The sequence below is a fragment of the Sphingomonas kyeonggiensis genome, from assembly GCF_030812785.1.
GTDB lineage: Bacteria > Pseudomonadota > Alphaproteobacteria > Sphingomonadales > Sphingomonadaceae > Sphingomonas > Sphingomonas kyeonggiensis_B.
Genome location: NZ_JAUSTJ010000002.1, coordinates 1407043 through 1433145, shown reverse-complemented (window position 1 = coordinate 1433145; position 26103 = coordinate 1407043). Strand labels below are relative to the sequence as shown.

At 66.9% G+C, this 26103-nt stretch carries 25 protein-coding genes and 2 tRNA genes; 15 read left to right on the top strand and 12 right to left on the bottom strand.

The window, feature by feature from the left end; translation table 11 throughout:
• The first annotated feature begins 5 nt into the window (after positions 1-5).
• Positions 6-722: a TonB-dependent receptor gene (locus J2W22_RS16445; protein ID WP_307119310.1), complete on the top strand. Its 717-nt coding sequence runs from the start codon at positions 6-8 to the stop codon at positions 720-722.
• On the opposite strand, the gene J2W22_RS16440 is transcribed toward J2W22_RS16445, so the two are convergent.
• The 5 genes from J2W22_RS16440 to J2W22_RS16420 all read right to left on the bottom strand — a co-directional run bounded on the left by J2W22_RS16440 (position 719) and on the right by J2W22_RS16420 (position 8126).
• Entirely contained in the window at positions 719-1609 is an 891-nt protein-coding gene (locus J2W22_RS16440; protein WP_307119309.1) for an acyl-CoA thioesterase, read from the bottom strand. The genes J2W22_RS16445 and J2W22_RS16440 overlap by 4 nt on opposite strands.
• A gap of 147 nt (positions 1610-1756) precedes the next feature.
• Positions 1757-2863, bottom strand: coding sequence for an acyl-CoA dehydrogenase family protein (locus J2W22_RS16435; protein ID WP_307119308.1), 1107 nt, complete (start codon positions 2861-2863; stop codon positions 1757-1759).
• A 142-nt stretch (positions 2864-3005) separates the two neighbouring features.
• Positions 3006-4163, bottom strand: a complete 1158-nt coding sequence (locus tag J2W22_RS16430; protein ID WP_307119307.1) for an acyl-CoA dehydrogenase family protein — start codon at positions 4161-4163, stop codon at positions 3006-3008.
• A 451-nt stretch (positions 4164-4614) separates the two neighbouring features.
• Positions 4615-6642, bottom strand: coding sequence for a 3-hydroxyacyl-CoA dehydrogenase NAD-binding domain-containing protein (locus J2W22_RS16425; protein WP_307119306.1), 2028 nt, complete (start codon positions 6640-6642; stop codon positions 4615-4617).
• Between the two features lie 260 nt (positions 6643-6902).
• Positions 6903-8126, bottom strand: a complete 1224-nt coding sequence (locus tag J2W22_RS16420) for a serine hydrolase domain-containing protein (RefSeq protein WP_307119305.1) — start codon at positions 8124-8126, stop codon at positions 6903-6905.
• 217 nt (positions 8127-8343) lie between these two features.
• Here J2W22_RS16420 and J2W22_RS16415 point away from each other — a divergent pair, with 217 nt between their 5' ends.
• Entirely contained in the window at positions 8344-10047 is a 1704-nt protein-coding gene (locus J2W22_RS16415; RefSeq protein ID WP_307119605.1) for a class I adenylate-forming enzyme family protein, read from the top strand.
• Between the two features lie 65 nt (positions 10048-10112).
• Positions 10113-11240, top strand: coding sequence for a threonine aldolase family protein (locus J2W22_RS16410; RefSeq protein WP_307119304.1), 1128 nt, complete (start codon positions 10113-10115; stop codon positions 11238-11240).
• Between the two features lie 147 nt (positions 11241-11387).
• Here J2W22_RS16410 and J2W22_RS16405 read toward each other — a convergent pair whose 3' ends face one another.
• The gene (locus J2W22_RS16405; protein WP_307119303.1) at positions 11388-11675 is read right to left on the bottom strand and encodes a GIY-YIG nuclease family protein; all 288 of its coding nucleotides are present in this window, start codon (positions 11673-11675) and stop codon (positions 11388-11390) included.
• Between the two features lie 20 nt (positions 11676-11695).
• A complete protein-coding gene (locus J2W22_RS16400) occupies positions 11696-13186 on the bottom strand; it encodes a glycerol kinase (protein ID WP_307119302.1) in 1491 nt (496 codons plus the stop codon).
• Between the two features lie 110 nt (positions 13187-13296).
• On the opposite strand from J2W22_RS16400, the gene J2W22_RS16395 reads away from it, so the two are divergent.
• From J2W22_RS16395 to J2W22_RS16380, 4 genes are all read left to right on the top strand, one after another.
• Positions 13297-14490 (top strand): AI-2E family transporter, encoded by a 1194-nt coding sequence (locus J2W22_RS16395; protein ID WP_373422995.1) that lies wholly within the window; start codon positions 13297-13299, stop codon positions 14488-14490.
• Positions 14491-14536: 46 nt separating this feature from the next.
• Positions 14537-14613: transfer RNA gene (locus J2W22_RS16390), tRNA-Asp, on the top strand.
• An 89-nt stretch (positions 14614-14702) separates the two neighbouring features.
• Positions 14703-14779, top strand: a tRNA-Asp gene (locus J2W22_RS16385).
• A gap of 269 nt (positions 14780-15048) precedes the next feature.
• Positions 15049-15411, top strand: a complete 363-nt coding sequence (locus J2W22_RS16380; RefSeq protein ID WP_373422985.1) for a PRC-barrel domain-containing protein — start codon at positions 15049-15051, stop codon at positions 15409-15411.
• Positions 15412-15421: 10 nt separating this feature from the next.
• Here J2W22_RS16380 and J2W22_RS16375 read toward each other — a convergent pair whose 3' ends face one another.
• The 4 genes from J2W22_RS16375 to J2W22_RS16360 all read right to left on the bottom strand — a co-directional run bounded on the left by J2W22_RS16375 (position 15422) and on the right by J2W22_RS16360 (position 17006).
• The gene (locus J2W22_RS16375; protein ID WP_307119300.1) at positions 15422-15649 is read right to left on the bottom strand and encodes a DUF2842 domain-containing protein; all 228 of its coding nucleotides are present in this window, start codon (positions 15647-15649) and stop codon (positions 15422-15424) included.
• Entirely contained in the window at positions 15631-16182 is a 552-nt protein-coding gene (locus tag J2W22_RS16370) for a 5-formyltetrahydrofolate cyclo-ligase (RefSeq protein ID WP_307119299.1), read from the bottom strand. The genes J2W22_RS16375 and J2W22_RS16370 overlap by 19 nt, the downstream gene beginning before the upstream one ends.
• Before the next feature lie 336 nt (positions 16183-16518).
• Positions 16519-16821 (bottom strand): cell division protein ZapA, encoded by a 303-nt coding sequence (locus J2W22_RS16365; RefSeq protein ID WP_307119298.1) that lies wholly within the window; start codon positions 16819-16821, stop codon positions 16519-16521.
• Positions 16821-17006 carry a hypothetical protein gene (locus J2W22_RS16360; RefSeq protein WP_307119297.1) on the bottom strand — a complete coding sequence of 62 codons (186 nt, stop codon included), beginning with the start codon at positions 17004-17006 and terminating at the stop codon, positions 16821-16823. Before J2W22_RS16360 ends, J2W22_RS16365 begins: the two co-directional genes overlap by 1 nt.
• 174 nt (positions 17007-17180) lie before the next feature.
• Between J2W22_RS16360 and tkt the strand changes: the two genes are divergently transcribed.
• The 6 genes from tkt to J2W22_RS16330 all read left to right on the top strand — a co-directional run bounded on the left by tkt (position 17181) and on the right by J2W22_RS16330 (position 23625).
• A complete protein-coding gene (gene tkt / locus J2W22_RS16355; RefSeq protein WP_307119296.1) occupies positions 17181-19157 on the top strand; it encodes a transketolase in 1977 nt (658 codons plus the stop codon).
• Entirely contained in the window at positions 19154-20164 is a 1011-nt protein-coding gene (gene gap, locus J2W22_RS16350; protein WP_307119295.1) for a type I glyceraldehyde-3-phosphate dehydrogenase, read from the top strand. Before tkt ends, gap begins: the two co-directional genes overlap by 4 nt.
• A 118-nt stretch (positions 20165-20282) precedes the next feature.
• Entirely contained in the window at positions 20283-21476 is a 1194-nt protein-coding gene (locus J2W22_RS16345) for a phosphoglycerate kinase (RefSeq protein WP_307119294.1), read from the top strand.
• Between the two features lie 183 nt (positions 21477-21659).
• Positions 21660-22574, top strand: a complete 915-nt coding sequence (locus tag J2W22_RS16340; protein ID WP_307119293.1) for a class I fructose-bisphosphate aldolase — start codon at positions 21660-21662, stop codon at positions 22572-22574.
• Positions 22571-22960 carry a putative quinol monooxygenase gene (locus tag J2W22_RS16335; protein ID WP_307119292.1) on the top strand — a complete coding sequence of 130 codons (390 nt, stop codon included), beginning with the start codon at positions 22571-22573 and terminating at the stop codon, positions 22958-22960. The genes J2W22_RS16340 and J2W22_RS16335 overlap by 4 nt, the downstream gene beginning before the upstream one ends.
• The gene (locus J2W22_RS16330) at positions 22957-23625 is read left to right on the top strand and encodes an O-methyltransferase (RefSeq protein ID WP_307119291.1); all 669 of its coding nucleotides are present in this window, start codon (positions 22957-22959) and stop codon (positions 23623-23625) included. Before J2W22_RS16335 ends, J2W22_RS16330 begins: the two co-directional genes overlap by 4 nt.
• On the opposite strand, the gene J2W22_RS16325 is transcribed toward J2W22_RS16330, so the two are convergent.
• Positions 23622-24110 carry a DUF805 domain-containing protein gene (locus J2W22_RS16325; protein ID WP_307119290.1) on the bottom strand — a complete coding sequence of 163 codons (489 nt, stop codon included), beginning with the start codon at positions 24108-24110 and terminating at the stop codon, positions 23622-23624. The two genes, J2W22_RS16330 and J2W22_RS16325, sit on opposite strands and share 4 nt — an antisense overlap.
• Positions 24111-24227: 117 nt before the next feature.
• Here J2W22_RS16325 and thiE point away from each other — a divergent pair, with 117 nt between their 5' ends.
• Positions 24228-24917 carry a thiamine phosphate synthase gene (thiE, locus tag J2W22_RS16320; RefSeq protein ID WP_307119289.1) on the top strand — a complete coding sequence of 230 codons (690 nt, stop codon included), beginning with the start codon at positions 24228-24230 and terminating at the stop codon, positions 24915-24917.
• Positions 24918-25091: 174 nt separating this feature from the next.
• Complete coding sequence (locus J2W22_RS16315; protein ID WP_373422984.1) at positions 25092-26099, top strand: L,D-transpeptidase family protein; 1008 nt, start codon at positions 25092-25094, stop codon at positions 26097-26099.
• Positions 26100-26103 lie beyond the last annotated feature (4 nt).

The window sequence follows — 26103 nt, the reverse complement described above, 5'->3', positions numbered from 1 at the left end:
GAGCGATGAACAAGATCCTCAAGATCCTGGCCATTGGTGCGGGGCTGATCGGCGCGGCTGCACCGGCGCTGGCGCAGGAAGTGATCGTGACCGCGTCGCGGCGCGGCGGCGATGCGGGCTATTATGGCGGCATCGTCGCGACCTCGCGGCCGGTGGTCGCGCTGAAGCGCACCGCAGATTACGGCGTGCAATCGGTCCATGTCGCGGGTGACGAGCGCGACAGGGAGAAGCGCCGGGCAGACCTGAAGGCGACGATCCGCGCGATGATCGCCGCAGCGGCCAAGCAGGGCTTTGAGCTGGCGACCGGCGACTATGTGCTGCAGCCGCTGACGCTCGCCAATTACGAGAATCTCTATTTCAGCGGGGACGGGCGCCCCGATACCGACCGTGCCGAGTTCCTGGTCAAGCTGAAGCTGGCACCGGGGACGCCGGAGAGGGTGGCGGCGGATCGGATCGCGGCCTTCTTCAAGTCGGTGCCCAAGGCAGGGCGGACGGTGATCCGGGCGGACGGCAGGCTCACGCTGAGCGTGGTCAATCCGGACCAGTATCGCGCCGCGATCATCGAGCTCATCGCAGCCGATGCGGCGATGGCTTCGGGCAAGTTCGGCGGGACCAGCGGCGTGGACGTGAGCGGCCTCGACCGGCCGGTGGAATGGGCACGCGCAGAGGAGACCAACGTGTTCCTGTTCCTCCCCGCCAGCTATGTCGTCCGCAAGCGCTAGCCCTTGACCCGGACCAGCCCTTCCTGGGCGACGCTGGCGACCAAGCGACCGTCGCGGCTGTAGATGCGGCCGCGGTTGAAGCCGCGGCTATGGCCGGCCCAGGGGCTGTCCGTCGTGTAGAGCAGCCACTCGTCGAAGCGGAAGGGCTCATGCAGCCAGACCGCGTGATCGAGGCTGGCGGTCTGCACGCCGCCGGTCATCCAGCTGACCCCGTGTGGCAGCATGCAGGTGCCGAGCAGGGTCATGTCGGTGGCATAGGTGAGCATCGCGCGGTGGAGCGCGGGATCGTCGGGCAGCGGGGCGACGACGCGGAACCAGCTGCTCTGCACGGGCTCGCTCTTCACCGGCTTGAACCAGTTGCGCGGATTGACCGGGCGGATCTCGATCGGGCGGGCGCGCAGGAAGAAGCGGCGGAACTTCTCGGGCACCTCGTCGCGGATCGCCTCGCGCAGGTCGCGCTCGGAGACCAGGCTGTCCGGATCGGGCACGTCGGGCATGTCGAACTGGTGGTGCAGACCCTCGGCCGGCGCCTGGAAGCTCGCGGTCATGTTGAGGATCGGCTTGCCGCCCTGCATCGCGATGACGCGGCGATTGGCGAAGCTGCGCCCGTCGAAATCGCGCACGACCCGGTAGATGATCGGATGGTTCTCGTCGCCCGGACGCATGAAATAGGCGTGGAGCGAATGGGCGACCTTGCCGTCCTCGACCGAGCGCTGCGCGGCCTGGAGCGCCTGGGCGACCACCTGGCCGCCGAACACGCGGCCGACGCCGCCGGGCTGGCGGGCGCCGCGATAGAGATCGGTATCGATGCGCTCGACATCGAGGAGCTGGGTGAGCTGGTCGACCAGGCCTTGCGGGTCTTCGGCGCGTTCGGGGGTGTCAGTCATATCAAGCGTCATCCCCGCGAAAGCGGGGACCCATCTCCTGAACCGTCCCCGCGCCAAACTGCCGTTGTATCTCGCGGCTTCTGCACGAGATGGGTCCCCGCTTTCGCGGGGATGACGGCTGTTGGGAATGGGGCTCCGGCTGGTGCATCAATATCCCGCCGCTTCCGCCAGGGCATTGGCGTGGAAGTTGGTGTCGCCGAACATCTCGGCGAGCACGCGGGCGCGCTTCATGAAGAAGCCGATGTCGAACTCGTCGGTCATGCCGATGCCCCCGTGCATCTGCACACCCTCCTGCACGGCAAGCGTGGTGGCAAGCCCGGTCATCGCCTTGGCGACGGCGACGGCTTCCGCCGCGTCCAGGCCGGCGTCGAGCAGCTGCTGCGCCTTGAGCACGGCGGCGCGGGCGACTTCCATCTCGCTGTAGAGATGCGCGGCGCGGTGCTGCAGCGCCTGGAAGCTGCCGATGGCGACGCCGAACTGCTTGCGCTCCTTGAGATAGGAGACGGTCATGTCCATCGCGCCGCCGCCGACGCCGACCATCTCGGCCGAGGCGCCGGTGCGGCCCGCGGCGAGCAGGCGGGCGAGGGGCGCGTCGCCCTGGTCGACCTCGCCGATCACCGCATCGGCATCGACCTCGACGCCGTCGAATTGCAGGTGCGCGGCGATCGAGGAATCCGCCAGCCGCTCGGGCGTGACGGTGAGGCGGTCCGCGTCATTGGGGACGGCGAACAAGGTGGTACCGTTCTCGGTCTTCGCCGCGACGAGCAGCAGGTCGGCGACATGGCCGTGCGTGACGAACTGCTTGGCGCCGGTGAGGCGGAAGCCGTTGCCCGCGCGCTGGGCCTGCATCGCGATCCTGCCGTTGTGCTTGGCACCCTCGTCGATCGCCAGCGCGGCGACGGTCTCGCCCGACAGGATGCCGGGATACCATACGGCTGCGGCGGCGGTGCCCTTCAGCGCCTCGACCGCGGCGACGGCGGTGGCGAGGAAGGGCGAGGGCGACAGGTTGCGGCCGATCTCCTCGAGCACCACGCCCGCCTCGACATGGCCGAGGCCGAGGCCGCCCTCGGCCTCCGGGATCAGGATGCCGGTGAAGCCCATTTCGGCGAACTGCTTCCACAGCGGGCGCGAGAAGCCGGTGGCGTCGTTCGCGTCGCGCAGCGCGCGCATGTGGCTGACCGGGGCTTCCGAGGCGACGAAGTCCTTCGCGGTGTCGCGGAGCATGGTCTGGTCGTCGTTGAGGTAGAGGGGCATCTTCTTCTCTTCCTTAAGCCCTCTCCTTTGGGAGAGGGTTGGGTGAGGGCGGCTTGTCCGCGAGCGCGTCGCTTGTGACTATCCTCACCCTTCCGCCGACTGCGTCGGCTCCCTCCCTCTCCCAAAGGGAGAGGGAATTTGGTCAGCTCGGCAGATCCAGGATCCGCTTGGCGATGATGTTGAGCTGGACCTCGCTGGTGCCGCCTTCGATCGAGTTCGCCTTGGTGCGCAGCCAGGTGCGCGCGGCGGCGCCCTGGTGGCTGGCTTCGCTCTCCCATTCGAGCGCGTCGCTGCCGCCGGCGGTCATCTGGAGCTCGTGGCGGGCCTTGTTCAGCTCGGTGCCGTAATATTTCATCATTGAAGGCTGGGCGGGATGCGCCTGGCCGGCCTTCAATTCGTCGATGAACTTTTCCGACATTGCGGTGAACGCCTTGGAGCGCACCTGGAACAGCGCAATCTGGGCGCGCAGGATCGGATCGACGCCCTTGCGCGCGGCCTCGACCAGCGGATCCTTGCCGCTGCCGCCAAGGCCGAAGCCCGAGATCATCTCGCGCTCATGGCCGAGCAGATACTTCGCGACGTCCCAGCCCTTGTTGAGCGTGCCGAGCAGATTGCCCTTGGGCACTTCGACATTGTCGAAGAAAGTCTCGCAGAAGGGCGAGTTGCCGCTGATCAGCAGGATCGGCTTGGTGGAGACGCCCGGCGAGGCCATGTCGAATAGCAGGAAGCTGATGCCGGCCTGCTTGACGGTCTTGTCGGTGCGGACGAGGCAGAAGATCCAGTCGGCCTTGTCGGCATAGCTGGTCCACACCTTCTGGCCGTTGACCAGGAAATGATCGCCCTTGTCCTCCGCGCTGGTCTGCAGGCCGGCAAGGTCCGAGCCGGCGTTCGGCTCGGAATAGCCTTGGCACCAGCGGATCTCGCCGCGGGCGATCTTGGGCAGATGTTCGAGCTTCTGCTCCTCGGTGCCGTATTTGAGCAGCGCCGGGCCGAGCATCGAGATGCCGAAGCTGTTGAGCGGGTTGCGGGCCTTGATCGCCTTCAGCTCCTCGCGGAGGATCTTGGTCTCGGCCGGCGAGAGCCCGCCGCCGCCATAGGCGCTGGGCCAGTCGGGCACGGTCCAGCCGCGCGACGCCATGCGATCGAGCCAGACCTTCTGGTCCGGATGCGCATATTCCGGGTTGCGGCCGCCCCAGGTGGTTTCCTTTTCCGATTTGGGCGGGGTGCGCATCTCGGCTGGGCAGTTTTCCTCCAGCCAGGCGCGGGTTTCGGCGCGGAATTGGTCGAGTGCTTCGGTCATTGGATTTTCTCACGCGAAGGCGCGGAGGCGCGGAGGAGATTGGGGTCACGCGAAGGCGCGAAGGCGCGAAGAAGATTCAGGTTCGCGCGACGACGCGACGGCGCGACGAGGAAGGAAAATTGGCTCACGCGGAGGCGCGGAGACGCGGAGTGGGTTTCGCGGCGCAGCCTCTCCATCATCGTGATATCAGGGCAGGCGGGGATGGCGCTGATGTGCAAGCCGCTGCACGGCGGGCTTCCTCTCCGCGCCTCCGCGTCTCCGCGTGAACCGACATCGTTGCGTCGTCGCGTCGTCGCGCGAACTCCCTCTTTGTGCCTTCGCGCCTTCGCGTGAACCATTTCTGGTCCCTCCATCCTCTCCTTGTCATCCCCGAAAAAGGCGGAATCTCGTGCCACGCGCTTTGCACTTGAGGCCTGAGACCCCGGCTTTCGCCGGGGTGACGGTGTTTCTCTTACTTGTTGAACTTCTCGCCCTTTTCCGCCTTTTCGCGGAGCAGGGGGGCGACTTCGAAGCCGTACTTCTCGAGGCCTTCGACGATCTTCTTGAGACCTTCGGTGTCGGCCCAGAACATCGGACCGCCGCGGTACGGGGGCCAGCCATAGCCGTACACCCAGACGACATCGATGTCCGACGCGCGCTGGGCCATCTTCTCGGCGAGGATCAGCGCGCCTTCGTTGACCATGGTGTACAGCGTGCGGACGACGATCTCCTCCTCGGTGATCTCGTGCTGCGGCACGCCCAGCTTCTCGCGCCACTCGGCGATCAGTTCGGCGACGCGCGGCGAGTTCGAGGGGGTGCGCTTCTCGTCATAATCATAGAAGCCGGCGCTCTTCTTCTGGCCCCAGCGGCCTTCGGCGGCGAGCGCGTCGCGGATGTTCTCGATCCGGTTCGGGTCGCGGTGCCAGCCAATGTCGATACCGGCGAGATCGGCCATCTGGAACGGGCCCATCGGCATGCCGAAGGCGACATGGACCTTGTCGATCTGCTCGGGCGTGGCGCCTTCGAGCAGCATCTTGTTGGCCTCGACCTGGCGCGGCATCAGCATGCGATTGCCGATGAAGCCGTAGCAGACGCCGGCGATGACGGCGACCTTCTTGATCTTCTTCGACACGGCCATGGCGGTGGCGAGCACGTCGTCGGCGGTCTTGGCGCCGCGGACGATCTCGAGCAGCTTCATCACGTTCGCCGGCGAGAAGAAGTGCAGGCCGAGCACATCCTGCGGACGCGAGGTGGCCGCGGCGATCTCGTCGATGTTGAGGTAGCTGGTGTTCGAGGCGAGGATGGCACCTGGCTTGGCGATCTTGTCCAGCTTGCCGAAGATGTCCTTCTTGACGTCCATATTCTCATAGACGGCCTCGATGATCAGGTCGCACTCGCCGAGCGCGTCGAAATCGAGCGTGGGGTTGAGCAGGCCCATCGCGCCTTCCACCTGCTCGGCGGTCATGCGGCCCTTGGCGGCGGTCGCCTCGTAATTCTTGCGGATGACGCCGGTGCCGCGATCGAGCGCTTCCTGCGCCATCTCGACGATGGTCACCGGCACGCCGGCCGACAGGAAGTTCATCGAGATGCCGCCGCCCATCGTGCCGGCGCCGATCACGCCGACGCGCTTGATGTCGCGCAGCGCGATGTCTTCGGCGATGCCGTCGATCTTCGCGGCCTTGCGCTCGGCGAAGAAGATGTGGCGGAGCGCCGCGGACTGGGTGCCCATGATGAGCTTCATGAAGCCCATGCGCTCGGCCTGGACGCCCTCGGCATAGGGCTTGCCGGCGGTCTGCTCGATCAGGTCGAGGATCGTGTTCGGCGCGTCCATGCCGCGGAAGCGCTTGGCGTTCTTGGCGCGGAACGCCTCGAACACCGCGGGATCGACGGTGACGGGGCGCTCGGACGAGCGCGATACCGGCTGGCCGATCACTTCCTGGGCGAAGGCGACGGCGTCGGCGACGAGGTTGCCCTCGGTCGCGAGGCGGTCGACCAGGCCGGCGGCCTTGGCCTGCTCGGCCGAGACCGGATCGCCCTTGGTCGCCATTTCGAGCGCGACTTCGACGCCTGCGACGCGCGGCATGCGCTGGGTGCCGCCGGCGCCGGGCAGGATGCCGAGCTTGACTTCGGGCAGGCCGAACTTCGCCGATGGGACGGCGATGCGATAGTGCGAGGCGAGGGCGACTTCGCAGCCGCCGCCGAGCGCGGTGCCGTGGACGGCGGCGATCACCGGCTTGTCGAGCGCTTCGATCGCATCGACCAGCACGGGGAGCGAGGGCTCCTGCATCGGCTTGCCGAACTCGGTGATGTCGGCGCCGGCGAAGAAGGTCTTGCCCGCGCAGGTGATGACGACGGCCTTGATGCTGTCGTCGCCCTTGGCTTCCTCGATGCCGGCCTGGATGCCCTGGCGGACCGCGGCGCCGAGCGCGTTCACCGGGGGATTGTCCGAGGTGATGATCAGGACGTCGCCCTGGCGGGTGGTGGTGATGGGGGAGGTCATGTTCGTCTCCAGTTTATTGATTCACGCGGCGGCGTGGCGAGAGTGAGTTTGATTCACGCGAAGGCGCGAAGACACGAAGAAGAAGTTATTGGTTCGCGCGGAGGCGCGGAGACGCGGAGATGTCGCGCTTGTGGCGATGGATTGTGCCGCGTCAGCGACAGCGCTTGTTGAACGGTTGCGATTTTGGGGCCGCAGTCGCGGCGGGCTGATCGCCTCCGCGTCTCCGCGCCTCCGCGTGAACAATTTTCTTATCTGTCCCATCAGTCCGCCAGTGCCGAATAGATCAGCGTCTTCAGCTCGCGCCGGATCGGGTAGAGCATGGACGGCGAGAATTGCGTCATGAAGACCATCGAGATGCGCTCGACGGGATCGATGAAGAAGGCGGTCGAGAACATGCCGCCCCAATAATATTCACCCGGGGAGCCCGGCATCATCGACCGGGCGGGATCCATGGTGATGGCGAAGCCCAGGCCGAAGCCGGTGCCGGCATTGGTGGTCTCGCTGAACAGCGACTGGGACATGGCGTGCAGGTCCGAGCCGCCGGGCAGGTGGTTGGCGGTCATCAGGTCGACCGTCTTGCGACTGACCAGCCGGGTGCCGTCGAGTTCACCCTTGTTCAGGAAGAAGGTGCAGAAGCGGTGATAGTCGAGCGCGGTCGAGACCAGCCCGCCGCCGCCCGAGACGAGGCGCGGCTCGCGCGACCAGGCGCTCTCGGCGCCGCGATCATACATCACCCGGCCCTTGCCCTGGACGAGCGACCAGCAATCGGCGAGGCGATCGGTCTTGTCGGCGGGCACGGTGAAGCCGGTGTCGTGCATGCCGAGCGGGGCGAAGATGCGCTGCCCGAAGAAGTCGGCGAGGCCCATGCCCGAGACGCGCTCGACCACCGCGCCGAGCACGTCGGTGGAGACCGAGTAGTTCCACTCGGTGCCCGGGGAGAATTCGAGCGGGATCTTGCCGAGCGCGGCGATGAATTCGTCGAGCGTCAAATTGCCGTGCCAGTTCTCGATCCTGCCCTCGCGATAGGCGGCATCGACATTGGTGCGGTTCTGGAAGCTGTAGGTCAGGCCGGAAGTGTGGCGGAGCAGGTCCACCATCCGCATGAGCTCGTCGGTGGGAATGGTCTGGAAGGGTACGCCGACACCCCCCGCCTTGAACACGCCCAGGCCCTTGAGCTCGGGCAGGACATGGTGGACGGGCGTGTCGAGCGCGACCTTGCCCTCTTCGAGCAGCATCATGAAGGCGAGGCTGGTGACCGGCTTGGTCATCGAGGCGATGCGGAAGATGGTAGTCTCGTCGACCGGCGCGCCCCCTTCGCGGGCGGCGCCCTGGTGCGAGAAATGCACGATCTCGCCATTCCGGGCGATCAGCAGCTGGGCATGGGGCAGCTTGCCCGAGTCGAGGTAGCGGGTCTTCAGATACGGATCGATCCGGGCCAGCCGCGCCGCATCGAAACCCTGACTTTCGGGCTTGGCAATCTTCATGCGGCTGGCATACCTCTCATTCGAAACCGGTGACTCGCATCTTCTACGGGACGCGTTCCCCCTATTGCCTTGAGCGCGCGATGAATCAACACTAACGTTGTTTACGGTACGGCATCCGATGCCAAACCCAACATTCTAGAAACATAAACCGCACAAGCTGGAGAGAATCGCCTTGGCCCCCGAACCCATCGTGCCGCTCGACCCCAAATGGCCCGCCATGTCGCTGGAGCAGGTGAAGGGGGCGCTCACCGCGCCCGGATCGCGTTTCGAGATGGAGGAGATCGAGATCCGCGGGGTGCCGACCCGGGTGTGGAAGAACGCACCGCCGACGCTGGGCGTGCTGGCGCAGCTGGCCCGGCTCTATGGCGACCGCGTCTTCACCATCTATGAGGACGAGCGCGTCACCTATGACGCGAATTACCGCGCCGTCGTCCATCTCGCCCAGAAGCTGACCGAGATGGGGGTGCAGAAGGGTGACCGGGTCGCGCTGGCGATGCGCAACCTGCCCGAATGGCCGACGATCTTCTTCGCGGCGACCAGCCTGGGCGCGATCATCGTGCCGCTCAATGCTTGGTGGACCGGCGGCGAGCTCGAATATGGGCTGAAGGACTCGGGCTCCAAGGTGCTGTTCGTCGATGCCGAGCGGCATGCACGGCTGAAGCAATGCTATGACGCGCTGCCCGACCTGGAGCGGGTGGTGGTGAGCCGCTGCGACGAGGAACTGGGCGGAAACGTCAGCCGGCTCGAGGTGTTGATCGGCACGCGGAGCGACTGGGCGAGCCTGCCCGACATTCCGTTCCCGCAGGTGGCGGTGGCGCCCGAGGACGACGCGACGATCTTCTACACCAGCGGCACCACCGGCAATCCCAAGGGCGCGCTCGGCACGCATCGCAACATCTGCACCAACATCCTGTCGAGCGGGTATAGCGCCGGGCGGGCGATGCTGCGCCGGGGCGAGATCCCGCCGGCGGCGATCCCGCACAAGGTGGGCCTGCTGGTCATCCCGCTGTTCCACGTCACGGCGTGCAGCGCGGCGCTGATGGGCGGGATCGCCAGCGGCCAGACGATCGTGTTCATGCGCCGCTGGGATCCGGTGAAGGCGATGGAGATCATCCAGCGCGAGAAGGTCAACGCCACCGGCGGCGTGCCGACCATCGCCTGGCAGCTGCTCGAGCATCCCGAGCGCGAGAAATACGACCTCTCCAGCCTGGAAGTGATCTCCTATGGCGGCGCGCCCTCGGCGCCCGAGCTGGTCAAGCGGATCCATGAGGAGTTCGGTGCGCTGCCCGGCAATGGCTGGGGCATGACCGAGACGATGGCGACGGTGACCCAGCATAGCGGCGAGGATTACCTGACCCGGCCGACCAGCGCGGGGCAGCCGGTGGCGACCGCGGACCTCAAGATCATGACCGTCGAGGGTGATCGCGAGTTGCCCGTCGGCGAGGTGGGCGAGCTCTGGGCCAAGGGGCCGATGATCGTGAAGGGCTATTGGAACAAGCCCGAGGCGACGGCGGAGACCTTTGTCGACGGCTGGGTGCGCACCGGCGACCTCGCCAAGCTGGATGAGGAGGGGTTCCTCTACATCGTCGATCGCGCCAAGGACATCATCATCCGCGGCGGCGAGAACATCTATTCGAGCGAAGTCGAGGACGTGCTCTACGCCTATCCCGGGGTGATGGACGCGGCGCTGATCGGGGTGCCGCACAAGACGTTGGGCGAGGAGCCGGTGGCGGTGGTCCACCTCGCGCCGGGCACCAGCGCGACGCAGGAACAGTTGCAGGACTTCGTCCGCGAGCGGCTGGCGGGGTTCAAGGTGCCGGTGCAGGTGCGCTTCGCGGCGGATACGCTGCCCCGGAACGCCAATGGCAAGATCCTGAAGAAGGACCTGCGGGCGCTGTTCGTGGGGGAAGCGGCGGCCTGAGCCGCATTTTCGCTGGCCGGGGAAGCAGGCTGCGCTAGGCTCCATATCCGAAGGGAGACCTCCGGATGCATATCGATCGCAGGGTGTTCCTCGGCGCCACGGCTGCTTCACTGGCATTGCCGGGGTTGGTGCGGGCCCAGTCCGCGCCGGCCTTTCCACCGGTCGATGCGCGCAGCGTGTGGCTGGTCGGTGATTCGGCGCCGCCGGATCCAACGGCAATGTCGGCGCGGCTGGCGGAACTCGCCGGGGCCGGATCGGTGCGCGATGGTTATCTGAACGGCGGGGCGGTCGAGGCGCTGGAAAAGGCCTTTGCGACGCTTCTGGGCAAGGAGGCCTGCGCCTTCTTCCCGACCGGCACGCTGGCCAACAATGTCGCGCTACGGGTGCTGTGCGGCGATGCGCCGCATGCGCTCTGCCAGTATGACAGCCATCTCTACCGCGACGAGAGCAACATGGCGCAGCGGCTCGCGGGGATAAACCTGGTGTCGCTCGGGGCCGGGCGCGTGACGCCGACCCAGGAGGAACTGGTCGCGGCGTTCGATGCGGCAGAGAAGGGGCCGTACGCGCTCAAGGTCGGCGCGATCTCGCTGGAGAGCCCGGTGCGGCGGCTCGAGGGCCAGCTGATCCCGCCGCGACGCGTCGCCGAGATTGCCGCACTGGCATCGGCGCACGGCACGCGGATGCACCTCGACGCCGCCCGGCTGCTGCTCGCGCCGCCGGTGCTCGACCGCACGGCCTATGTCGCGCCGTTCGAGACGGTCTATGTCTCGCTCTACAAATATCTCGGCGCGCCGTTCGGGGCGGTGCTGGCCGGGCCGATGGCGACGATCGCCAAGGCGCGCGAGTGGCGGCATATCTATGGCGGGCTGATCTATCAGGGCTGGGCGCCGGCCCTGCTCGCGCTCGACGCACTGCCGCGCTTCCTGAAGAACATCTCCGAGGCGCATGGCATGGCCGACAGGTTGTTCGTCGAGCTGCAGGGCAGCGGCAAGGTGAAGTGGCGGCTCGATCCCTTCGCGTCGAACATCCATCGGCTGGAAATGTCGCAGGCATTGGCGGAAGCGGCGTTCGAGCGCTGCCGTGCCGCCGGGGTGCGGCTCGGGCGGTGGGAGAAGGGATCGATCCCGTTCTACGTCAACGAGACGCTGCTGCGGCGGCCGGTGGAGGAATATGTGAAGCTGATCCTCGGCTAAGCGCCAAATATCGTCATCCCCGCGCTTCTATCGTCATCCCCGCGAAAGCGGGGACCCATCTCGTGCCGGTGCCGCAAATACAACGGTCGCGTTCGGGGATAGTCTGGGAGATGGGCCCCCGCTTTCGCGGGGGTGACGGAGGGGGTGTCAGCAGTTCAGCTCGTGGAATAGATCCCGCCAGTCTGGGTTGGACTCCTCGATCAGCGCGATCTTCCACGCCCGTCGCCATTTCTTGATCCGTTTCTCGCGCAGGATGGCGGTGTCGATCTCGTCATGGAATTCGACGTAAACGAGGCGGTAGATGCCGTATTTCGCGGCGAACTTGCTTCCGGCGCCATCGCGATGTTCCAGGGCGCGGCGGGACATCTCAGCGGTTACGCCGGTGTAGAGGGCGCCGTTCTTTCGGTTGGTGATGATGTAGGTATAGCCTGCCATTTCACCCGTTCCGCCTGTTGCTAGTCCGGGAGATGGGCCCCCGCTTTCGCGGGGGTGACGACTGAGAGAACGGCGTCGCGCCAGCCTCCAAGACGAGCCTTTCGGCTTTCCTCCGCAAGCTTGGGCTCGAACGTCAGCCCGGCGCCGCGCATCTTCGAGGCTTCCTCCAGGTCTCGGAACATCCCGCAGCCCATGCCCGCCAGCATCGCGGCGCCCAGCGCCGTCGTCTCGGCGAAGTCGGGACGGTCGACGGGGATGGCGAGGATGTCGGCGAGGTCCTGGGCAATCCAGTCGTTGGTGACCATGCCGCCGTCGATGCGGAGGCGCGACCAGTCGGCGCCATCGGCGGCGAAGGCGGCCTTCAGGTCGTGGCTTTGGTGTGCCATCGCCTCCAGCGCGGCGCGGACGATATGGGCGCGGGTGGCGGCGAAGCTGAGGCCGGAGATTGCGGCGCGCGCTTCGGGCTCCCACCAAGGGGCGCCGAGGCCGGACAGAGCCGGGACCAGATAGACGCCGCCATTGTCCTTCACCGAGCGGGCCAGCGCCTCGGTCTCCTGCGCGGTCTCGATCAGCTTCACGGAGTCGCGCAGCCACTGGACGAGGCTGCCGGCGACGAACACCGAGCCTTCGATGGCATAGGTGCGCCGGCCACCCAGCTGCCACAGGACCGTGGCGAGCAGGCGGTTCTTGGACGAGGGCGGGGCGCTGCCGGCATTGGTGAGGACGAAGGCGCCGGTGCCATAGGTCGCCTTGGTGTCGCCCTTCTCCAGGCAGGCCTGGCCGATCGTCGCGGCCTGCTGGTCGCCGGCGAGGCCGCAGATCGGGATCTCGCCGCCGAACAGCTTCGTCGTGCCGAACTTCCCCGCGCAGTCGACGATCTCGGGCAGGGCTTCGCGGGGCGCCGAGAACATGTCGAGCAGCCCGTCGCTCCAGCCGCCCGAGCCGAGGCCCATCAGCTGGGTGCGCGAGGCGTTCGTGGCGTCGGTGACATGGAGGCCGCCGGTGAGCTTCCAGACCAGCCAGCTCTCGATCGTGCCGATCGCCAGCCGGTCGCCCACGCCCTTGAGCTGCGGCCAGTTGCGCATCGCCCAGGCGATCTTGGTGCCCGAGAAATAGGGATCGAGAAGCAGGCCGGTGCGGGCCTGGACACCGGGCTCCTCGCCTGCGTCGCGCCAGGCTCGGCACAGGGCGGCGCTGCGCCGGTCTTGCCAGACGATGGCGGGGGCGAGGGGCTCGCCGGTCGTCTTGTCCCAGAAGACGATCGTCTCGCGCTGGTTGGTGATGCCGATCGCGGCGATCCGGTCCGCGCCGCCGGCCTCGCGGACCATGGCATGGGCGCATTCGAGGGTGCGGCGCCAGATCTCGTTCGCGTCATGCTCGACCAGGCCGGGACCGGGATAATGCTGGGTCAACTCGGCGCTGTGCGTGGCCAGGCACTTGCCCGAGGGCGCGAAGAGCATCGCGCGGGTGGAAGTGGTGCCCTCGTCGAGGACCAGGATGTTCTCGCCCATGATCCCCAAGCTAGCCGGGATTACATCCGTTGCAATCCACGCTAGGGTTACCGAAGCGAAAGGGAAGGGCAGAAGTGAACGATCGACCCGACAGCATCGGTGGCGAACCCATGGACGACGGCGGGCCCTCGGGCGCGGCGCCGGGGCCGCTGGTCGGCCAGGAGAATATGGGCGACGGCCAGAAGCGCGACCGGCTGATGGCCGCGACGACGCTGATCGCCGGCGTCGGCCTGCTGCTCGCATTGCCCTTCGCGCTGCAGGCGGGGGCGGTGTTCTTCCTGCCGCTGACCACGGCGCTGGTCATCGCCATTGCCCTCGTGCCGCTGCTCGAATGGCTGGAGCGCCACCGGCTGCCGGCGCCGATCGCGGCGTTCATCTGCGTGCTGCTGTTCCTGATCGCGGCCAATGTCGCGCTGGCCTCGATCGTCGTGCCGGCCTGGCAGTGGATCCGCGACCTTCCTGCCAAGATCCCGCAGATCCAGGAGAATCTAAAGCCGCTGATCGAGTTCTACGCGAACCTGGACAGCTTCGTGAACAAGACGGTGATGAACTTCGCCTCGGCGCCGATGAAGCAGCCCGAGGTGATGGCCGCGACGCCGCCGCGCTCGCTGATCGACCTGTTCGCGACCTCGGCGCCGTCGGCGCTGCTCGAGATGTTCTTCGCCATCCTGGTCATCTACTTCTTCCTCTCGGGCTGGACGCGGCTGCGGCGCAACGCGATCACTTCGCGGTCGAGCTTCGGCGGGGCGATGGCGACCGCGCGGGTGATCCAGGACGTGGTGGACGACACCTCCGCCTATCTGGGCACGATCACGCTGATTAACCTGACCTTGGGGCTGATCGTGGCGGGCGTGCTGTGGGCGATCGGCATGCCGACCCCGCTGATGTGGGGCGGCATCGTCACCCTGCTCAACTACATCCCCTATTTCGGGCCGGTCTTCGCCGCGCTGCTGCTCGCCATGGGCGGGCTGATGACCTTCCCGGACCTGGGCTGGGCCTTCGTGCCGCCGATCGTGATGATCGCCTGCCACCTGGTGGAGGCAAACGTCGTCACGCCGCTGGTGGTCGGGCACCGGCTGACGATCAGTCCGATCATGATCCTGATCTCGCTGAGCTTCTGGGGCTGGGTGTGGGGCACCACCGGCGCGCTGCTGGCGGTGCCGCTGCTGATCATCATCCAGACCGTGCTCAACGCCGCAGGCAAGCCGGACATCGCCGGTTTCCTGTTCGAACACGGGACCTTGGTGAACGATCCTGTGGATAATCGACCGCTCCGGCGAAAAAGTCGCGACCAATCCGGTTGACACCCCCAAAAGTCGCGTCTAGTGCCCGCCTCCTCGCTTCGAGAGAGCGGGTGTAGCTCAGTTGGTTAGAGCGCCGGCCTGTCACGCCGGAGGTCGCGGGTTCGAGCCCCGTCACTCGCGCCATTCCCCAGATCATCGCACGGGAAGGCGCCCCATGGGCGGCCCGACCGAGGATGTCATTCCGGGGCTGGTCGCTTCTCGAAACGCGTAATGCGGGTGTAGCTCAGTTGGTTAGAGCGCCGGCCTGTCACGCCGGAGGTCGCGGGTTCGAGCCCCGTCACTCGCGCCACGCACTACGTGGCCATCTCCTACATCGCTGGCCCGTCCGACTCGGCAAAGGACACGAAGTACACGCCAAAAGCGGGTTTTCGCGGTGCCGGATCCGGCATGCCGGCCTGAGGTTCGTCGCATCTCGCAACTTTGTTGCGCGGGCGGAATCCTATCTTTCCTACAGGGTCAAAGAACGGCGGCCCTTGCCGGCCTCGCTTCGCCGCAAATGCGCGGACATCGCCGGTGTCTGGCCCGTTGATGCCTTGGGGCATTTGAGGAGCGATGGCGATGGAACTCGAGACGCGCGAAACGCATGACATGATTGCCTCCGACCGGGTCGAGGGCACTGCGGTCTACAACCGGGAAGGCGAGCGGCTGGGCACAGTCCACCGCTTCATGGTCGACAAGGTATCGGGCCAGGCCGAATATGCGGTGCTGTCGTTCGGCGGCCTGTTCGGGCTGGGCAACCGCCATTATCCGCTGCCCTGGCAGAAACTCACCTACGACACCGACAAGGGCGGCTATGTGGTCGACCTGACCAAGGAGCAGCTGGAAGGCGCGCCGAGCTATGACGAGGAAGGCAGCGACCGGCCGGCCTATGACCGCGAATATGGCGAGCGCCTCTATGGCTATTACGGCATGACCTATTGAGCAGCGCCCCTCAGGCGCGGCGCCAGCGGCCGGTTTCCATCCAGCGCAGGGCGCCGCCCAGGGGCAGGATCCAGACGATGCCGGTCACGACATAGATCGGCAGCTGGGCGAGGACGTGCAGCTGGCCGATCCAGTGCGAGAAACTGGCGACCAGGATGATCCAGACGAAGATCCAGGCGACGATGGCCAACGCCCCCGCCGGCTTGCGCCAGCTCGGCGCTACGCTTCCGCGTGCCATGTCATGCCCTCCTCGGTGATCACCGCCTGGAGCGGCACGTCCCAGATTTCCGACGGGATCGCCGGCACCTGCTGCATCGCCCAGGCGACGCCGACGCGCCAGGCATCGGGATAGCGTGCGAAGGCGCGATCATAATGGGCGGCGCCCTGGCCGAGCCGGTTGAGCCGCGCGTCGAAGCCGACCAGCGGGGTGAGGATCACGTCGGGCGCCACTTCGGGGCTGTTCTCGTGCGGTTGGCGCAGGCTGAACGGGCCTTTGACCAGCGGTTCGCCCATCTGCCAGGCGAGGAAGCGGATCGGGGCGGCGCGATCGACGACGAAGGGGAGGGCGAGGGCGCAGCCCTTCTCGGCCGCGGCGGCGGCGAGCTGGGTGGGGTCGGCCTCGCTGCCGATCGCGACATAGGTGGCGACGATCATCTCGGGCCGCAGCCGCTCGACGAACGCTTCGGGCGCGAGGATCGCCTCGCTCGCTTCGATGGCGAAGGCGTCGCGCTCGGCACGGAGCTGCGCCCGCAGGGCTAGCTTGTCGATCATGCTTCGCCTTTACGGGAGCGGTGGCGGAACCACCATGGGTCGTTTGCCTGAAGTATCCTCTGACGCCCGTTACGTCAGGTGGGGACCATGTGCCGCGGACCAGGATCCGCACAGGGACAGCCCCCATGGATGATGAATAGCCTCAGGGATAATTGCAACGGCTCGTGCCGGGCAGTTCCGCCAAATCCTATTTAGGCGGTGAACGCCCGGTTCGCAACGGCTTGGCCCACACTTCTTGTTCCCCGGCGGAGGCCGGGGCCCAGGGTCACAAGCGACACGGCAGAGAAACCCTGGGCCCCGGCTTTCGCCGGGGAACAGCCAGGGTGAGACCTCGGGTCAGGCTTCCGCGGCATCCTCTTCGAGCGCTGCGGCCACCGCTTCCAGCCGGTCGGCGATGCGTTCCAGCAGCACCGGCGACACGCCTTCTGGCGGATTGCGCTCGGTCTCGTCGAGCAGGTCGGCGAGGATCAGCGCGAGATAGACGAGCGTGCGCTCGGCATTGAGGCCGCCCGAAGCGCGCAAGGCCGTGTCGGCGTGGCGCTGGAGGATCGATTCCAGATGGCGGATATGTGTTTCGTCGCCTTCGCGTGCGGCGACCGAATAGCTGCGGCCGGCGACGGTGATATCGATATCGGCCATCAGTCTTCCTCGCCCTTCGCTTCGCGGGCGATCAGCGCGTCGAGCGACGACACCGCGTCCTCGATGCGCGCGCGCAGCTTGGCGTGGCGCTGGGTGATGCGGTCATGGGCATAGGCCCGCGCGGCTGCGGCCTTCTCGATGCGGACGAGGGCCAGTTCGATACGATCGGCGGGCGTACTTGCCATATCCAAGCGTTACGCACCCCCACCGAAGCTATCAACCCCCGAATGGCACCGGTTTCATCGCGGCTTCGACAGAGCGGATCATTGCAGCGCCGGTTCGAGTCCGGGCGCGAGCCGGTTGACGTAGGCCCGCAAGGGCACCAAAGGCGTCCGCGCCAGCATCATGGGGACTCTCAAGTGACCGCAAGCTTCACCGACTGCGCCAATGCCATCCGGGCATTGTCGATGGACGCCGTGGAGGCGGCCAATTCGGGGCATCCGGGCATGCCGATGGGCATGGCCGACGTCGCCACCGTGCTGTTCCAGAATTATCTGAAGTTTGATCCGGCCGATCCCAAATGGGCGGACCGCGATCGCTTCATCCTGTCGGCCGGCCACGGCTCGATGCTGCAATATTCGCTGCTGCACCTGACCGGCTATGCCCGCCCGACGCTGAAGGACATCCAGGACTTCCGCCAGATCGGCAGCCCCTGCGCCGGCCACCCCGAGAATTTCGAGCTGGCGGGTGTCGAGTGCACCACCGGCCCGCTCGGCCAGGGCTTCGCGATGGCGGTGGGCTTCGCCGCCGCCGAGCGTCACCTGAACGCGGTCTATGGCGACGAGCTGGTCGACCACCGCACCTGGGTGATCGCCGGCGACGGCTGCCTGATGGAAGGCATCAACCATGAGGCGGTCGGCCTGGCCGGGCATCTGAAGCTCGGCAAGCTGATCGTGCTGTGGGACGACAACAAGATCACGATCGACGGCGCGGTGTCGCTCTCGTCGAGCGAGGACATTCCGGCGCGCTACCGCGCCTCGGGCTGGCAGGTCGTCGCGTGCGACGGCCATGATCAGGCCGATATCGCCCGCGCGATCGACGAGGCGCTCGCCAGCGAGCTGCCGTCGCTCGTCCAGTGCCACACGATCATCGGGAAGGGCGCGCCGAACAAGCAGGGCTCGTCCAAGGTCCATGGTTCGCCGCTGGGCGCGGACGAAGTCGCCGCCGCGCGCGCCGCGCTGGGCTGGAACCACCCGGCCTTCGAGATCCCGGGCGACATCCGCGAGGCCTGGCTCGAGGCCGGCAAGCGCGGCGCTGCCCCGCATGCCGAGTGGAAGAAGCGCCTGGAGGCGCATGAGGATCGTGCCGAGTTCGAGCGCCGGATGCGCGGCGAGCTGCCGGCCTGGTTCTCGATGCAGGATCATATCCAGGGCCTGATCGACGCGCCGCAGAAGGTCGCGACCCGCAAGGCGAGCGAAATGGCGCTCGAGGCGATCAACGCGCAGATCCCCGACACCGTCGGCGGCTCGGCCGACCTGACCGGCTCGAACAACACGCTGACCAAGGGCCTGGGCGCGTTCAACGCCGACAATTATGCCAGCCGCTACGTCTATTATGGCATCCGCGAGTTCGGCATGTCGGCGGCGATGAACGGCATGGCGCTGCATGGCGGCGTGATCCCCTATGGCGGCACCTTCCTGGTGTTCGCGGACTATGCCCGCGCGGCGATCCGCCTCTCGGCGCTGCAGCAGGCGCGTGTCATCTATGTGATGACCCACGACTCAATCGGCCTGGGCGAAGACGGCCCGACCCACCAGCCGGTGGAGCATCTGACCAGCCTGCGCCTTATCCCCAACCTCGACGTCTATCGCCCGTGCGACGTGGTCGAGACTGCGGAGTGCTGGGAACTGGCGCTGCAGAAGGCGGACGGCCCGGGCCTGCTCGCGCTGAGCCGCCAGAACCTGCCGCAGCTGCGCAGCGAAGCCGGCGAGAACCGCTCGGCACGGGGTGGCTATGCGATCCGCGAGGCCGAGGCGCCGCGCCAGGTGGTGCTGATCGCCAGCGGCTCGGAAGTCGAGATCGCCGTCGCCGTGCGGGACGAGCTGGAAGCCCAGGGCATCGGCGCGGACGTCGTCTCGATGCCGTGCTGGGAGCGCTTCGACGCGCAGGATGCGCAGTACAAGCGTGACCTGCTGCCGGCGCATGCGCTCAAGGTCTCGATCGAGGCCGGCACCACGCTGGGCTGGGAGCGATACACTGGCTTGGATGGACTAAACTTTGGCGTCGATGGATTTGGCGCCTCGGGTCCCTATCTGAAGCTCTACGAGCATTTCGGGCTCACTGCGGGAGCCATCGTTCCGCAGATCGTCGAAAAGTTGAACGGAGAACAGGCATGACGAAGGTTGCGATCAACGGGTTCGGGCGCATCGGTCGACTGGTGGCGCGCGCGATCCTCGAGCGCCCCGACAGCGGGCTCGAGCTGGTCACGATCAACGATCTCGCGGACGCCAAGTCGAACGCCTGGCTGTTCTCGCGCGACAGCGTGCACGGCAAGTATCCGGGCACCGTCTCGGCGGACGGCGATGACCTGGTCATCGACGGCAAGCGCATCAAGGTGACCAAGGAGCGCGATCCCGCCAACCTGCCGCACGCCGAGAATGGCGTGGAGCTGGTTCTGGAGTGCACCGGCTTCTTCACCGACCGCGCCTCGGCCCAGAAGCACATCGATGCCGGCGCCAAGAAGGTGCTGATCTCGGCCCCGGGCAAGAATGTCGACCTGACCGTCGTGTTCGGCGTGAACAACGACAAGCTCGAGGCCGGCCACACGATCGTCTCGAACGCGTCGTGCACCACCAACTGCCTGGCGCCGGTCGCCAAGGTCCTGAACGACGCGATCGGCATCGAGCGCGGCCTGATGACCACGGTCCACGCCTATACCAACGACCAGAAGATCCTCGACCAGATCCACCCGGACCTGCGTCGTGCGCGCGCTGCCGCGATGAGCATCATCCCGACCACCACCGGCGCTGCCCGCGCCGTGGCCGAGGTGCTGCCCGAGCTGAAGGGCAAGCTGGACGGCTCGGCGATCCGCGTTCCGGTTCCGGACGGCAGCCTTGTCGACCTGACCTTCACCCCGTCGCGTGACGTCACCGTCGAGGAAGTCAACGCGGTACTGAAGGCGGCCTCGGAGAGCGGTCCGCTCAAGGGCATCCTCTGGTATTCGGACGAGCCTTTGGTCTCGATCGACATCGTCCACACCTCGGCCTCGTCGACCGTCGACAGCCTGGAGACCGCGGTGATCGACGGCAAGCTGGTGCGCGTCGTCAGCTGGTACGACAATGAATGGGGCTTCTCGAACCGCATGGTGGACACCGCCAGCGCGATGGCGAAGCTGACGGCCTGAGCCGTCATCCCGACGAAAGTCGGGATCTCGTGAGGCATACTGCTCGCTCTATCTCCTGAGATCCCGGCTTTCGCCGGGATGACGGAGTTGGGGCGGGCGGAATATTTTGAGGAAGCACATGACCCGCCCCTTCAAGACGCTCGACGACATGGGCGACATCGCCGGCAAGCGCGTGCTGGTCCGCGAGGACCTGAACGTACCGATGGCCGATGGTGCCGTGACCGACGACACCCGGCTGCGCGCCGCGGTGCAGACCGTCGCCGAGCTGGCGGACAAGGGCGCCAAGGTCGTGGTCCTCGCGCATTTCGGGCGGCCCAAGGGCCAGCGTAACCCCGAGATGAGCCTGTCGCTCGTCACCCAGCCGTTCAGCCATGTGCTGGGCCGCGAAGTGCGCTTCATCGACACCGATGGCGCAGCGGAAGCGATCGAGGCGATGGGCGAGGGCGATATCGCGCTGCTCGAGAACACCCGCTTCGACGCCGGCGAAGAGAAGAACGCGCCCGAGACCGTCGCCGCGCTCGCCGCGCTGGGCGACCTCTATGTCAACGACGCCTTCTCGGCCGCGCACCGCGCCCATGCCTCGACCGAGGGGCTGGCGCACAAGCTGCCCGCCTTTGCCGGCCGCCAGATGGAAGCCGAGCTCGATGCGCTGGAGAAGGCGCTGGGCACCCCGCAGCAGCCGGTCGCGGCTGTCGTGGGCGGCGCCAAGGTCTCGACCAAGCTCGACGTGCTCAAGCATCTGGTCGACAAGGTCGATCACCTGATCATCGGTGGCGGGATGGCCAACACCTTCCTCGCCGCGCGCGGCGTCGATGTGGGCAAGTCGCTCTGCGAGCATGACCTGACCGGCACCGCCGAGGAGATCCTCGACGCGGCCGACAAGGCGAACTGCACCGTCCACCTGCCGTACGACGTGGTGGTGGCGAAGGAATTCGCGGCCAACCCGCCGAGCCTGCGTACCGTCAACGTCCACGAAGTCGCGGCCGACGAGATGATCCTCGACATCGGCCCGGCGGCGACCGAGGCGCTTGCGGACGTGCTCAAGACCTGCCGCACCCTGGTGTGGAACGGTCCGCTCGGCGCGTTCGAGACGCCGCCCTTCGACACGGCGACGATCAGCCTGGCCAAGACCGCGGCGGCGCTGACCAAGGAAGGCCAGCTCGTCTCGGTCGCCGGCGGCGGCGACACGGTGGCGGCGCTCAACCAGGCCGGCGTCTCGAGCGACTTCACCTTCGTCTCGACCGCGGGCGGCGCGTTCCTGGAGTGGATGGAAGGCAAGGAGCTGCCCGGCGTCGCGGCGCTCACGCGCTGATCGCGCCTTCAAGTCAGTGAAATCGGAGAGGGGGAAGGGGGCAGGTGCCGCCTTCCCCCTTTTGATTCGACCGGTTTGCCGCAGTGCGAAGAAAAGCGACTCCGGTGGCAGCGTTGTCAGGCTTTTCCCCTGCAAATCCGGGCGATAGGGGCTCCCCAGCGATACATATTCAAGGGGACAAAGATGTCGATCACGCCGGCCGTCAAAGCCATTCTCGCGAACTACGAGTCCGACAATCCCGGCGTGAAGGCCAACCTCGCCCGCATCCTGATGCAGGGCAAGCTGGGCGGCACGGGCAAGCTGATCATCCTGCCGGTCGACCAGGGCTTCGAACATGGCCCGGCGCGCAGCTTCGCGGTGAACCCGGACGCCTATGATCCCCATTACCACTATCAGCTGGCGATCGATGCGGGCCTGAGCGCCTATGCCGCGCCGCTCGGCATGCTGGAGGCGGGCGCCGACACCTTTGCCGGCCAGATCCCGACGATCCTGAAGTGCAACAGCTCGAACAGCTGGGCGACCAGCGCCAACCAGGCGGTGACCGCGGGGGTGGACGACGCGCTGCGCCTGGGCTGCGCCGCGATCGGCTTCACCATCTATCCGGGCTCGGACGACGTGTTCGAGATGATGGAAGAGATCAAGGAACTGTCGGCCGAGGCCAAGTCGGTGGGCATCGCCACGGTGCTGTGGTCCTACCCGCGCGGCGGCAAGCTGCCCAAGTCGGGCGAGCTCGCCCTGGACGTCGGCGCCTATGCCGCGCACATGGCCGCCCTGCTCGGCGCGCACATCATCAAGGTGAAGCTGCCCAGCGACCATATCGAGCAGGAAGAGGCGAAGAAGGCCTATGAGGGCACCGACTGGTCGGCCCAGTCGACCCGGGTCGGCCATGTCGTGAAGAGCTGCTTCAACGGCCGCCGCATCGTCGTCTTCTCGGGCGGCGCGGCCAAGGGCTCCGACGCGGTCTACCAGGACGCGCGCGACATCCGCGACGGCGGCGGCAACGGCTCGATCATCGGCCGCAACACCTTCCAGCGCCCGCGCGACGAGGCGTTGGCGATGCTCGACAAGCTGGTCCGCATCTACAAGAACGAAGAATGATCGGTCGCCGGCCCGTACTGGCAGGGCTCGCGCTCGCGATGCTGGGCGGGCCGGCCCTTGCCAAGGAATTCCGCATGGAAGAAGCCGAGCTCTACGGCACGATCGGCAAGATCAAGGCCCAGCCGGGCAAGCGCGCCGAACTGATCGCGCTGCTTTCCGGCGGCACCGGCGATATGCCGGGCTGCATCGCCTATCTGATCGCCGAGGATGTGAAGGATGCCGAGGGCATCTGGATCACCGAGATCTGGCAGAGCAAGCAGCACCATGCCGACTCGCTCAAGCTGCCCGCCGTGCAGGCGGCGATCGCCAAGGGGCGGCCGCTGATCGCCGGGTTCGAGACGCATGTCGAGACGCGGCCGGTGGCGGGCGTGGGGACCGGGGGGTGAGCGACGCCTGGCGCGCGGTCGATAGCTATATCAGCGGCAAGCTGATCTGCGCCGATCCCGCGCTTGACGGGGCGCTGGCGGCCAATGCGGCGGGCGGGCTGCCGGCGATCGACGTCTCGGCGACGCAGGGCAGAATGCTCGAGCTGCTCGCATGGATGTGTGGCGCGCGGCGAATCCTCGAGGTCGGCACGCTGGGCGGTTATTCGACCATCTGGCTCGCCCGGGCGCTGCCCGAGGATGGGCGGCTGGTGACGCTGGAGCTCGAGCCGCATCATGCCGCGGTGGCGCGGGCCAATCTCGCCCGGGCTGGGCTCGCCGACCGCTGCGAGGTGCGGACCGGGCTGGCGGTGGAGAGCCTGGCGGCGATGATCGCCGCGGGCGAGGGGCCGTTCGACATGGTTTTCATCGATGCCGACAAGCCGAGCAATACCGCCTATCTCGATGCAGCGCTGAAGCTCACCCGGCCGGGCAGCGTGATCATCGTCGACAATGTCGTACGGGAGGGCGCTGTGACCGATCCGGACGACCCCGATCCGCGGGTGATCGGCACGCGGGCGTTGTTCGACGCGGTCGCCGCTGAGTCACGTCTCGATGCCACTGCAATCCAGACAGTGGGCGACAAGGGCTGGGACGGGTTTCTGCTGGCAGTGGTGCGTCCCGCCTAGGCCTTGCCCGGCGGGACGTGCTCGCGGAGTTCGCGCATCTGCTGCTCATACTGCTCGCGCGATTCCCAGCCGAGCGGGTGCGGGCCATAGGCATTGGGCCCGAAGGTGCCGGGCCAGAACAGCAGCGCGAGCCAGAGGATCAACCCCACGAGGATGAGGAAGCCGAGCCCGGGCAGAGCCGAGAGGGCGGCCAGCGCGACGAAACCGAACAGCCACCAGCCCGGCTTGCCGATGTCGTGCAGGCGCGCAATGGCGACGACGAGCAGTGCGAGGTCGAATGCGGCTTCCAGCGCGACATACCATAGCGGGAAGGCCGTCGGATGCGCGATCGCCTCGGAACGAAGGCCAAGCTGGATGGCGCCGATGTCGATCCGGTGGAAAACAAGGAACTTGATCGCCGAAAAGCCCAGGCTGCCGAGCAGGAGCCACAAGAACATCGTGCCGCGGCCCGCGCGTCCGATCGGCCATTTGAACATGCTGAACATGCGAATCCCCCTTTTCGCGTGTCATCCCGCGGCGATCCTGCCTTGGCTGGAGCCGTGCTACCACTCCCTTTCGATCGAGTGTGGTGAAGCGAACCGGCTTTCGCTAAGGCTCGCCCGATGATCGAACTTGATGATGATGGCCTGCCGCCGCTCGACCCCAATTTCGCCGACCAGTTCGTGCGCGACATGCGCCGGCCGCCGTGCCAGCTCTACCTGATCTCGCCGCTCGACGTGACCGGTGCCTTCCCCGAGCGACTGAAGCGCGCGCTGGGCGCCGGCCCGGTCGCCGCCTTCCAGTTCCGCGTGAAGGGCGTCGACCAGCATGAGGCGGCCCGCCTGGCCGAGCCGCTGCAGAAGATCTGCGCCGATGCGGACGTGGCGTTCATCGTCAATGACGATGTGAGTCTCGCCAAGCGGCTTGGTGCGGACGGTGTGCATCTGGGCCAGGACGATGGCGATCCGCGCGAGGCGAGAGCCGAGCTGGGGCCCCAGGTGCAGATCGGCGTGACCTGCCATGACAGCCGGCACCAGGCGATGGAAGCGGGCGAGGCGGGGGCGGACTATGTCGCGTTCGGCGCTTTCTATCCGACAGCGACCAAGGAAACCCGGCACCGGCCCGAGCCGGTGATCCTCAGCTGGTGGTCAGCGCTGTTCGAGCTGCCCTGCGTGGCGATCGGCGGGATCACGCCGGACAATGCCGCGCCGCTGGTCAAGGCCGGGGCGGACTTCCTGGCGGTGTCCAGCGCCGTGTGGGGCGGGGACGAGGAAGCGGCGGTGAAGGCGTTCGCGGAGCTGCTGGGCGGCTGACCTTACTCTGTCATCCCGGCGGAAGCCGGGATCTCAGGCGATGGCGGGAAAAGAGCCGCATGAGATCCCGCCCCGGATCAGGTCCGGGGCGGGATGACGGTGTGGTGTGCGCGAAACAAACCCTGAGTTCCACCCGTTGTTCTTGCGGAACATGATCTGCAGGAGCTTGATTCGGTGCGGAAATTTCTCGGATTTGCGGCTTGTCTCGCCTGTGCCTCGCTCGGTCCCGCAGCCAGCGGGCAGGCGGGAACTTCCGGCCGCCCGCCGATCGACTATTCGATCCTGCATGCCCAGGTGATCCTCGATCATCTCGGCTTTTCGCCCGGCATCCTCGACGGGCGCGAGGGTCAGTCGCTGACCGCGGCGCTCAAGGGCTTCCAGATTTCGCGGGGCATGCCGGCCAGTGGCAAGCTCGACCCCGCCACGCTGCGTGCGCTGGCGCCCTATGCCTCGCTGCGTCCGGTACGCAAGCTGACGCTCGATGCGGACACGCTGAAGGGGCCGTACGTCAATCCGATCCCCAGGGACCCCGAGAAACAGGCGAAGCTGCCCTCGCTCGCCTATACGAGACCGCTCGAGAAGCTGGCCGAGATGTTCCACACCACGCCCGAGATACTGGTGGAGCTCAACCCCGGCAGCAGGGCGATCCGGCCGGGCGCCGAATTCGTCTTTCCCAATGCGCTTCCCGCCTCCCGTGACTATCCGGCCGACATCAAGCCCGAGTGGCGCCAGACGCTGAACGACCTGAACGTCGAGGCTAAGGTGCCCGAGGCGGATCATGTCGTCGTCGACAAGAGCGAGAAGGTGCTCAAGGTGTTCGACAAGCAGAACCGCCTGGTCGCCCAGTTCAGCGCGACCATGGGCAGCGAGCATGATCCGCTGCCGATCGGCACCTGGAAGATCAACGGGGCGGACACCAACCCGAAGTTCCACTACAACCCCAAGCTGTTCTGGGACGCGAAGAAGGGCAGTGACCCGGCGATGCTGCCGCCGGGGCCGAACGGTCCGGTGGGGGTGGTGTGGCTCGATCTCTCCAAGGAGCATTACGGCATCCATGGCACGCCCGAGCCGCAGACGATCGGGCGCACCGAGAGCCATGGCTGCATCCGCCTCACCAACTGGGACGCCGCGCGGCTCGCGCTGATGGTCAAGCCTGGTACCGAGGCGGTATTCCAGGAGTAGGGCG

Coding starts and splice junctions, on each gene's coding strand:
- J2W22_RS16445 (WP_307119310.1), top strand. CDS start 6: ATGAACAAGATCCTCAAGATCCTGGCCATTGGTGCGGGGCTGATCGGC.
- J2W22_RS16440 (WP_307119309.1), bottom strand. CDS start 1,609: ATGACTGACACCCCCGAACGCGCCGAAGACCCGCAAGGCCTGGTCGAC.
- J2W22_RS16435 (WP_307119308.1), bottom strand. CDS start 2,863: ATGCCCCTCTACCTCAACGACGACCAGACCATGCTCCGCGACACCGCG.
- J2W22_RS16430 (WP_307119307.1), bottom strand. CDS start 4,163: ATGACCGAAGCACTCGACCAATTCCGCGCCGAAACCCGCGCCTGGCTG.
- J2W22_RS16425 (WP_307119306.1), bottom strand. CDS start 6,642: ATGACCTCCCCCATCACCACCACCCGCCAGGGCGACGTCCTGATCATC.
- J2W22_RS16420 (WP_307119305.1), bottom strand. CDS start 8,126: ATGAAGATTGCCAAGCCCGAAAGTCAGGGTTTCGATGCGGCGCGGCTG.
- J2W22_RS16415 (WP_307119605.1), top strand. CDS start 8,344: ATGTCGCTGGAGCAGGTGAAGGGGGCGCTCACCGCGCCCGGATCGCGT.
- J2W22_RS16410 (WP_307119304.1), top strand. CDS start 10,113: ATGCATATCGATCGCAGGGTGTTCCTCGGCGCCACGGCTGCTTCACTG.
- J2W22_RS16405 (WP_307119303.1), bottom strand. CDS start 11,675: ATGGCAGGCTATACCTACATCATCACCAACCGAAAGAACGGCGCCCTC.
- J2W22_RS16400 (WP_307119302.1), bottom strand. CDS start 13,186: ATGGGCGAGAACATCCTGGTCCTCGACGAGGGCACCACTTCCACCCGC.
- J2W22_RS16395 (WP_373422995.1), top strand. CDS start 13,297: ATGGACGACGGCGGGCCCTCGGGCGCGGCGCCGGGGCCGCTGGTCGGC.
- J2W22_RS16380 (WP_373422985.1), top strand. CDS start 15,049: ATGGAACTCGAGACGCGCGAAACGCATGACATGATTGCCTCCGACCGG.
- J2W22_RS16375 (WP_307119300.1), bottom strand. CDS start 15,649: ATGGCACGCGGAAGCGTAGCGCCGAGCTGGCGCAAGCCGGCGGGGGCG.
- J2W22_RS16370 (WP_307119299.1), bottom strand. CDS start 16,182: ATGATCGACAAGCTAGCCCTGCGGGCGCAGCTCCGTGCCGAGCGCGAC.
- J2W22_RS16365 (WP_307119298.1), bottom strand. CDS start 16,821: ATGGCCGATATCGATATCACCGTCGCCGGCCGCAGCTATTCGGTCGCC.
- J2W22_RS16360 (WP_307119297.1), bottom strand. CDS start 17,006: ATGGCAAGTACGCCCGCCGATCGTATCGAACTGGCCCTCGTCCGCATC.
- gap (WP_307119295.1), top strand. CDS start 19,154: ATGACGAAGGTTGCGATCAACGGGTTCGGGCGCATCGGTCGACTGGTG.
- J2W22_RS16345 (WP_307119294.1), top strand. CDS start 20,283: ATGACCCGCCCCTTCAAGACGCTCGACGACATGGGCGACATCGCCGGC.
- J2W22_RS16340 (WP_307119293.1), top strand. CDS start 21,660: ATGTCGATCACGCCGGCCGTCAAAGCCATTCTCGCGAACTACGAGTCC.
- J2W22_RS16335 (WP_307119292.1), top strand. CDS start 22,571: ATGATCGGTCGCCGGCCCGTACTGGCAGGGCTCGCGCTCGCGATGCTG.
- J2W22_RS16325 (WP_307119290.1), bottom strand. CDS start 24,110: ATGTTCAGCATGTTCAAATGGCCGATCGGACGCGCGGGCCGCGGCACG.
- thiE (WP_307119289.1), top strand. CDS start 24,228: ATGATCGAACTTGATGATGATGGCCTGCCGCCGCTCGACCCCAATTTC.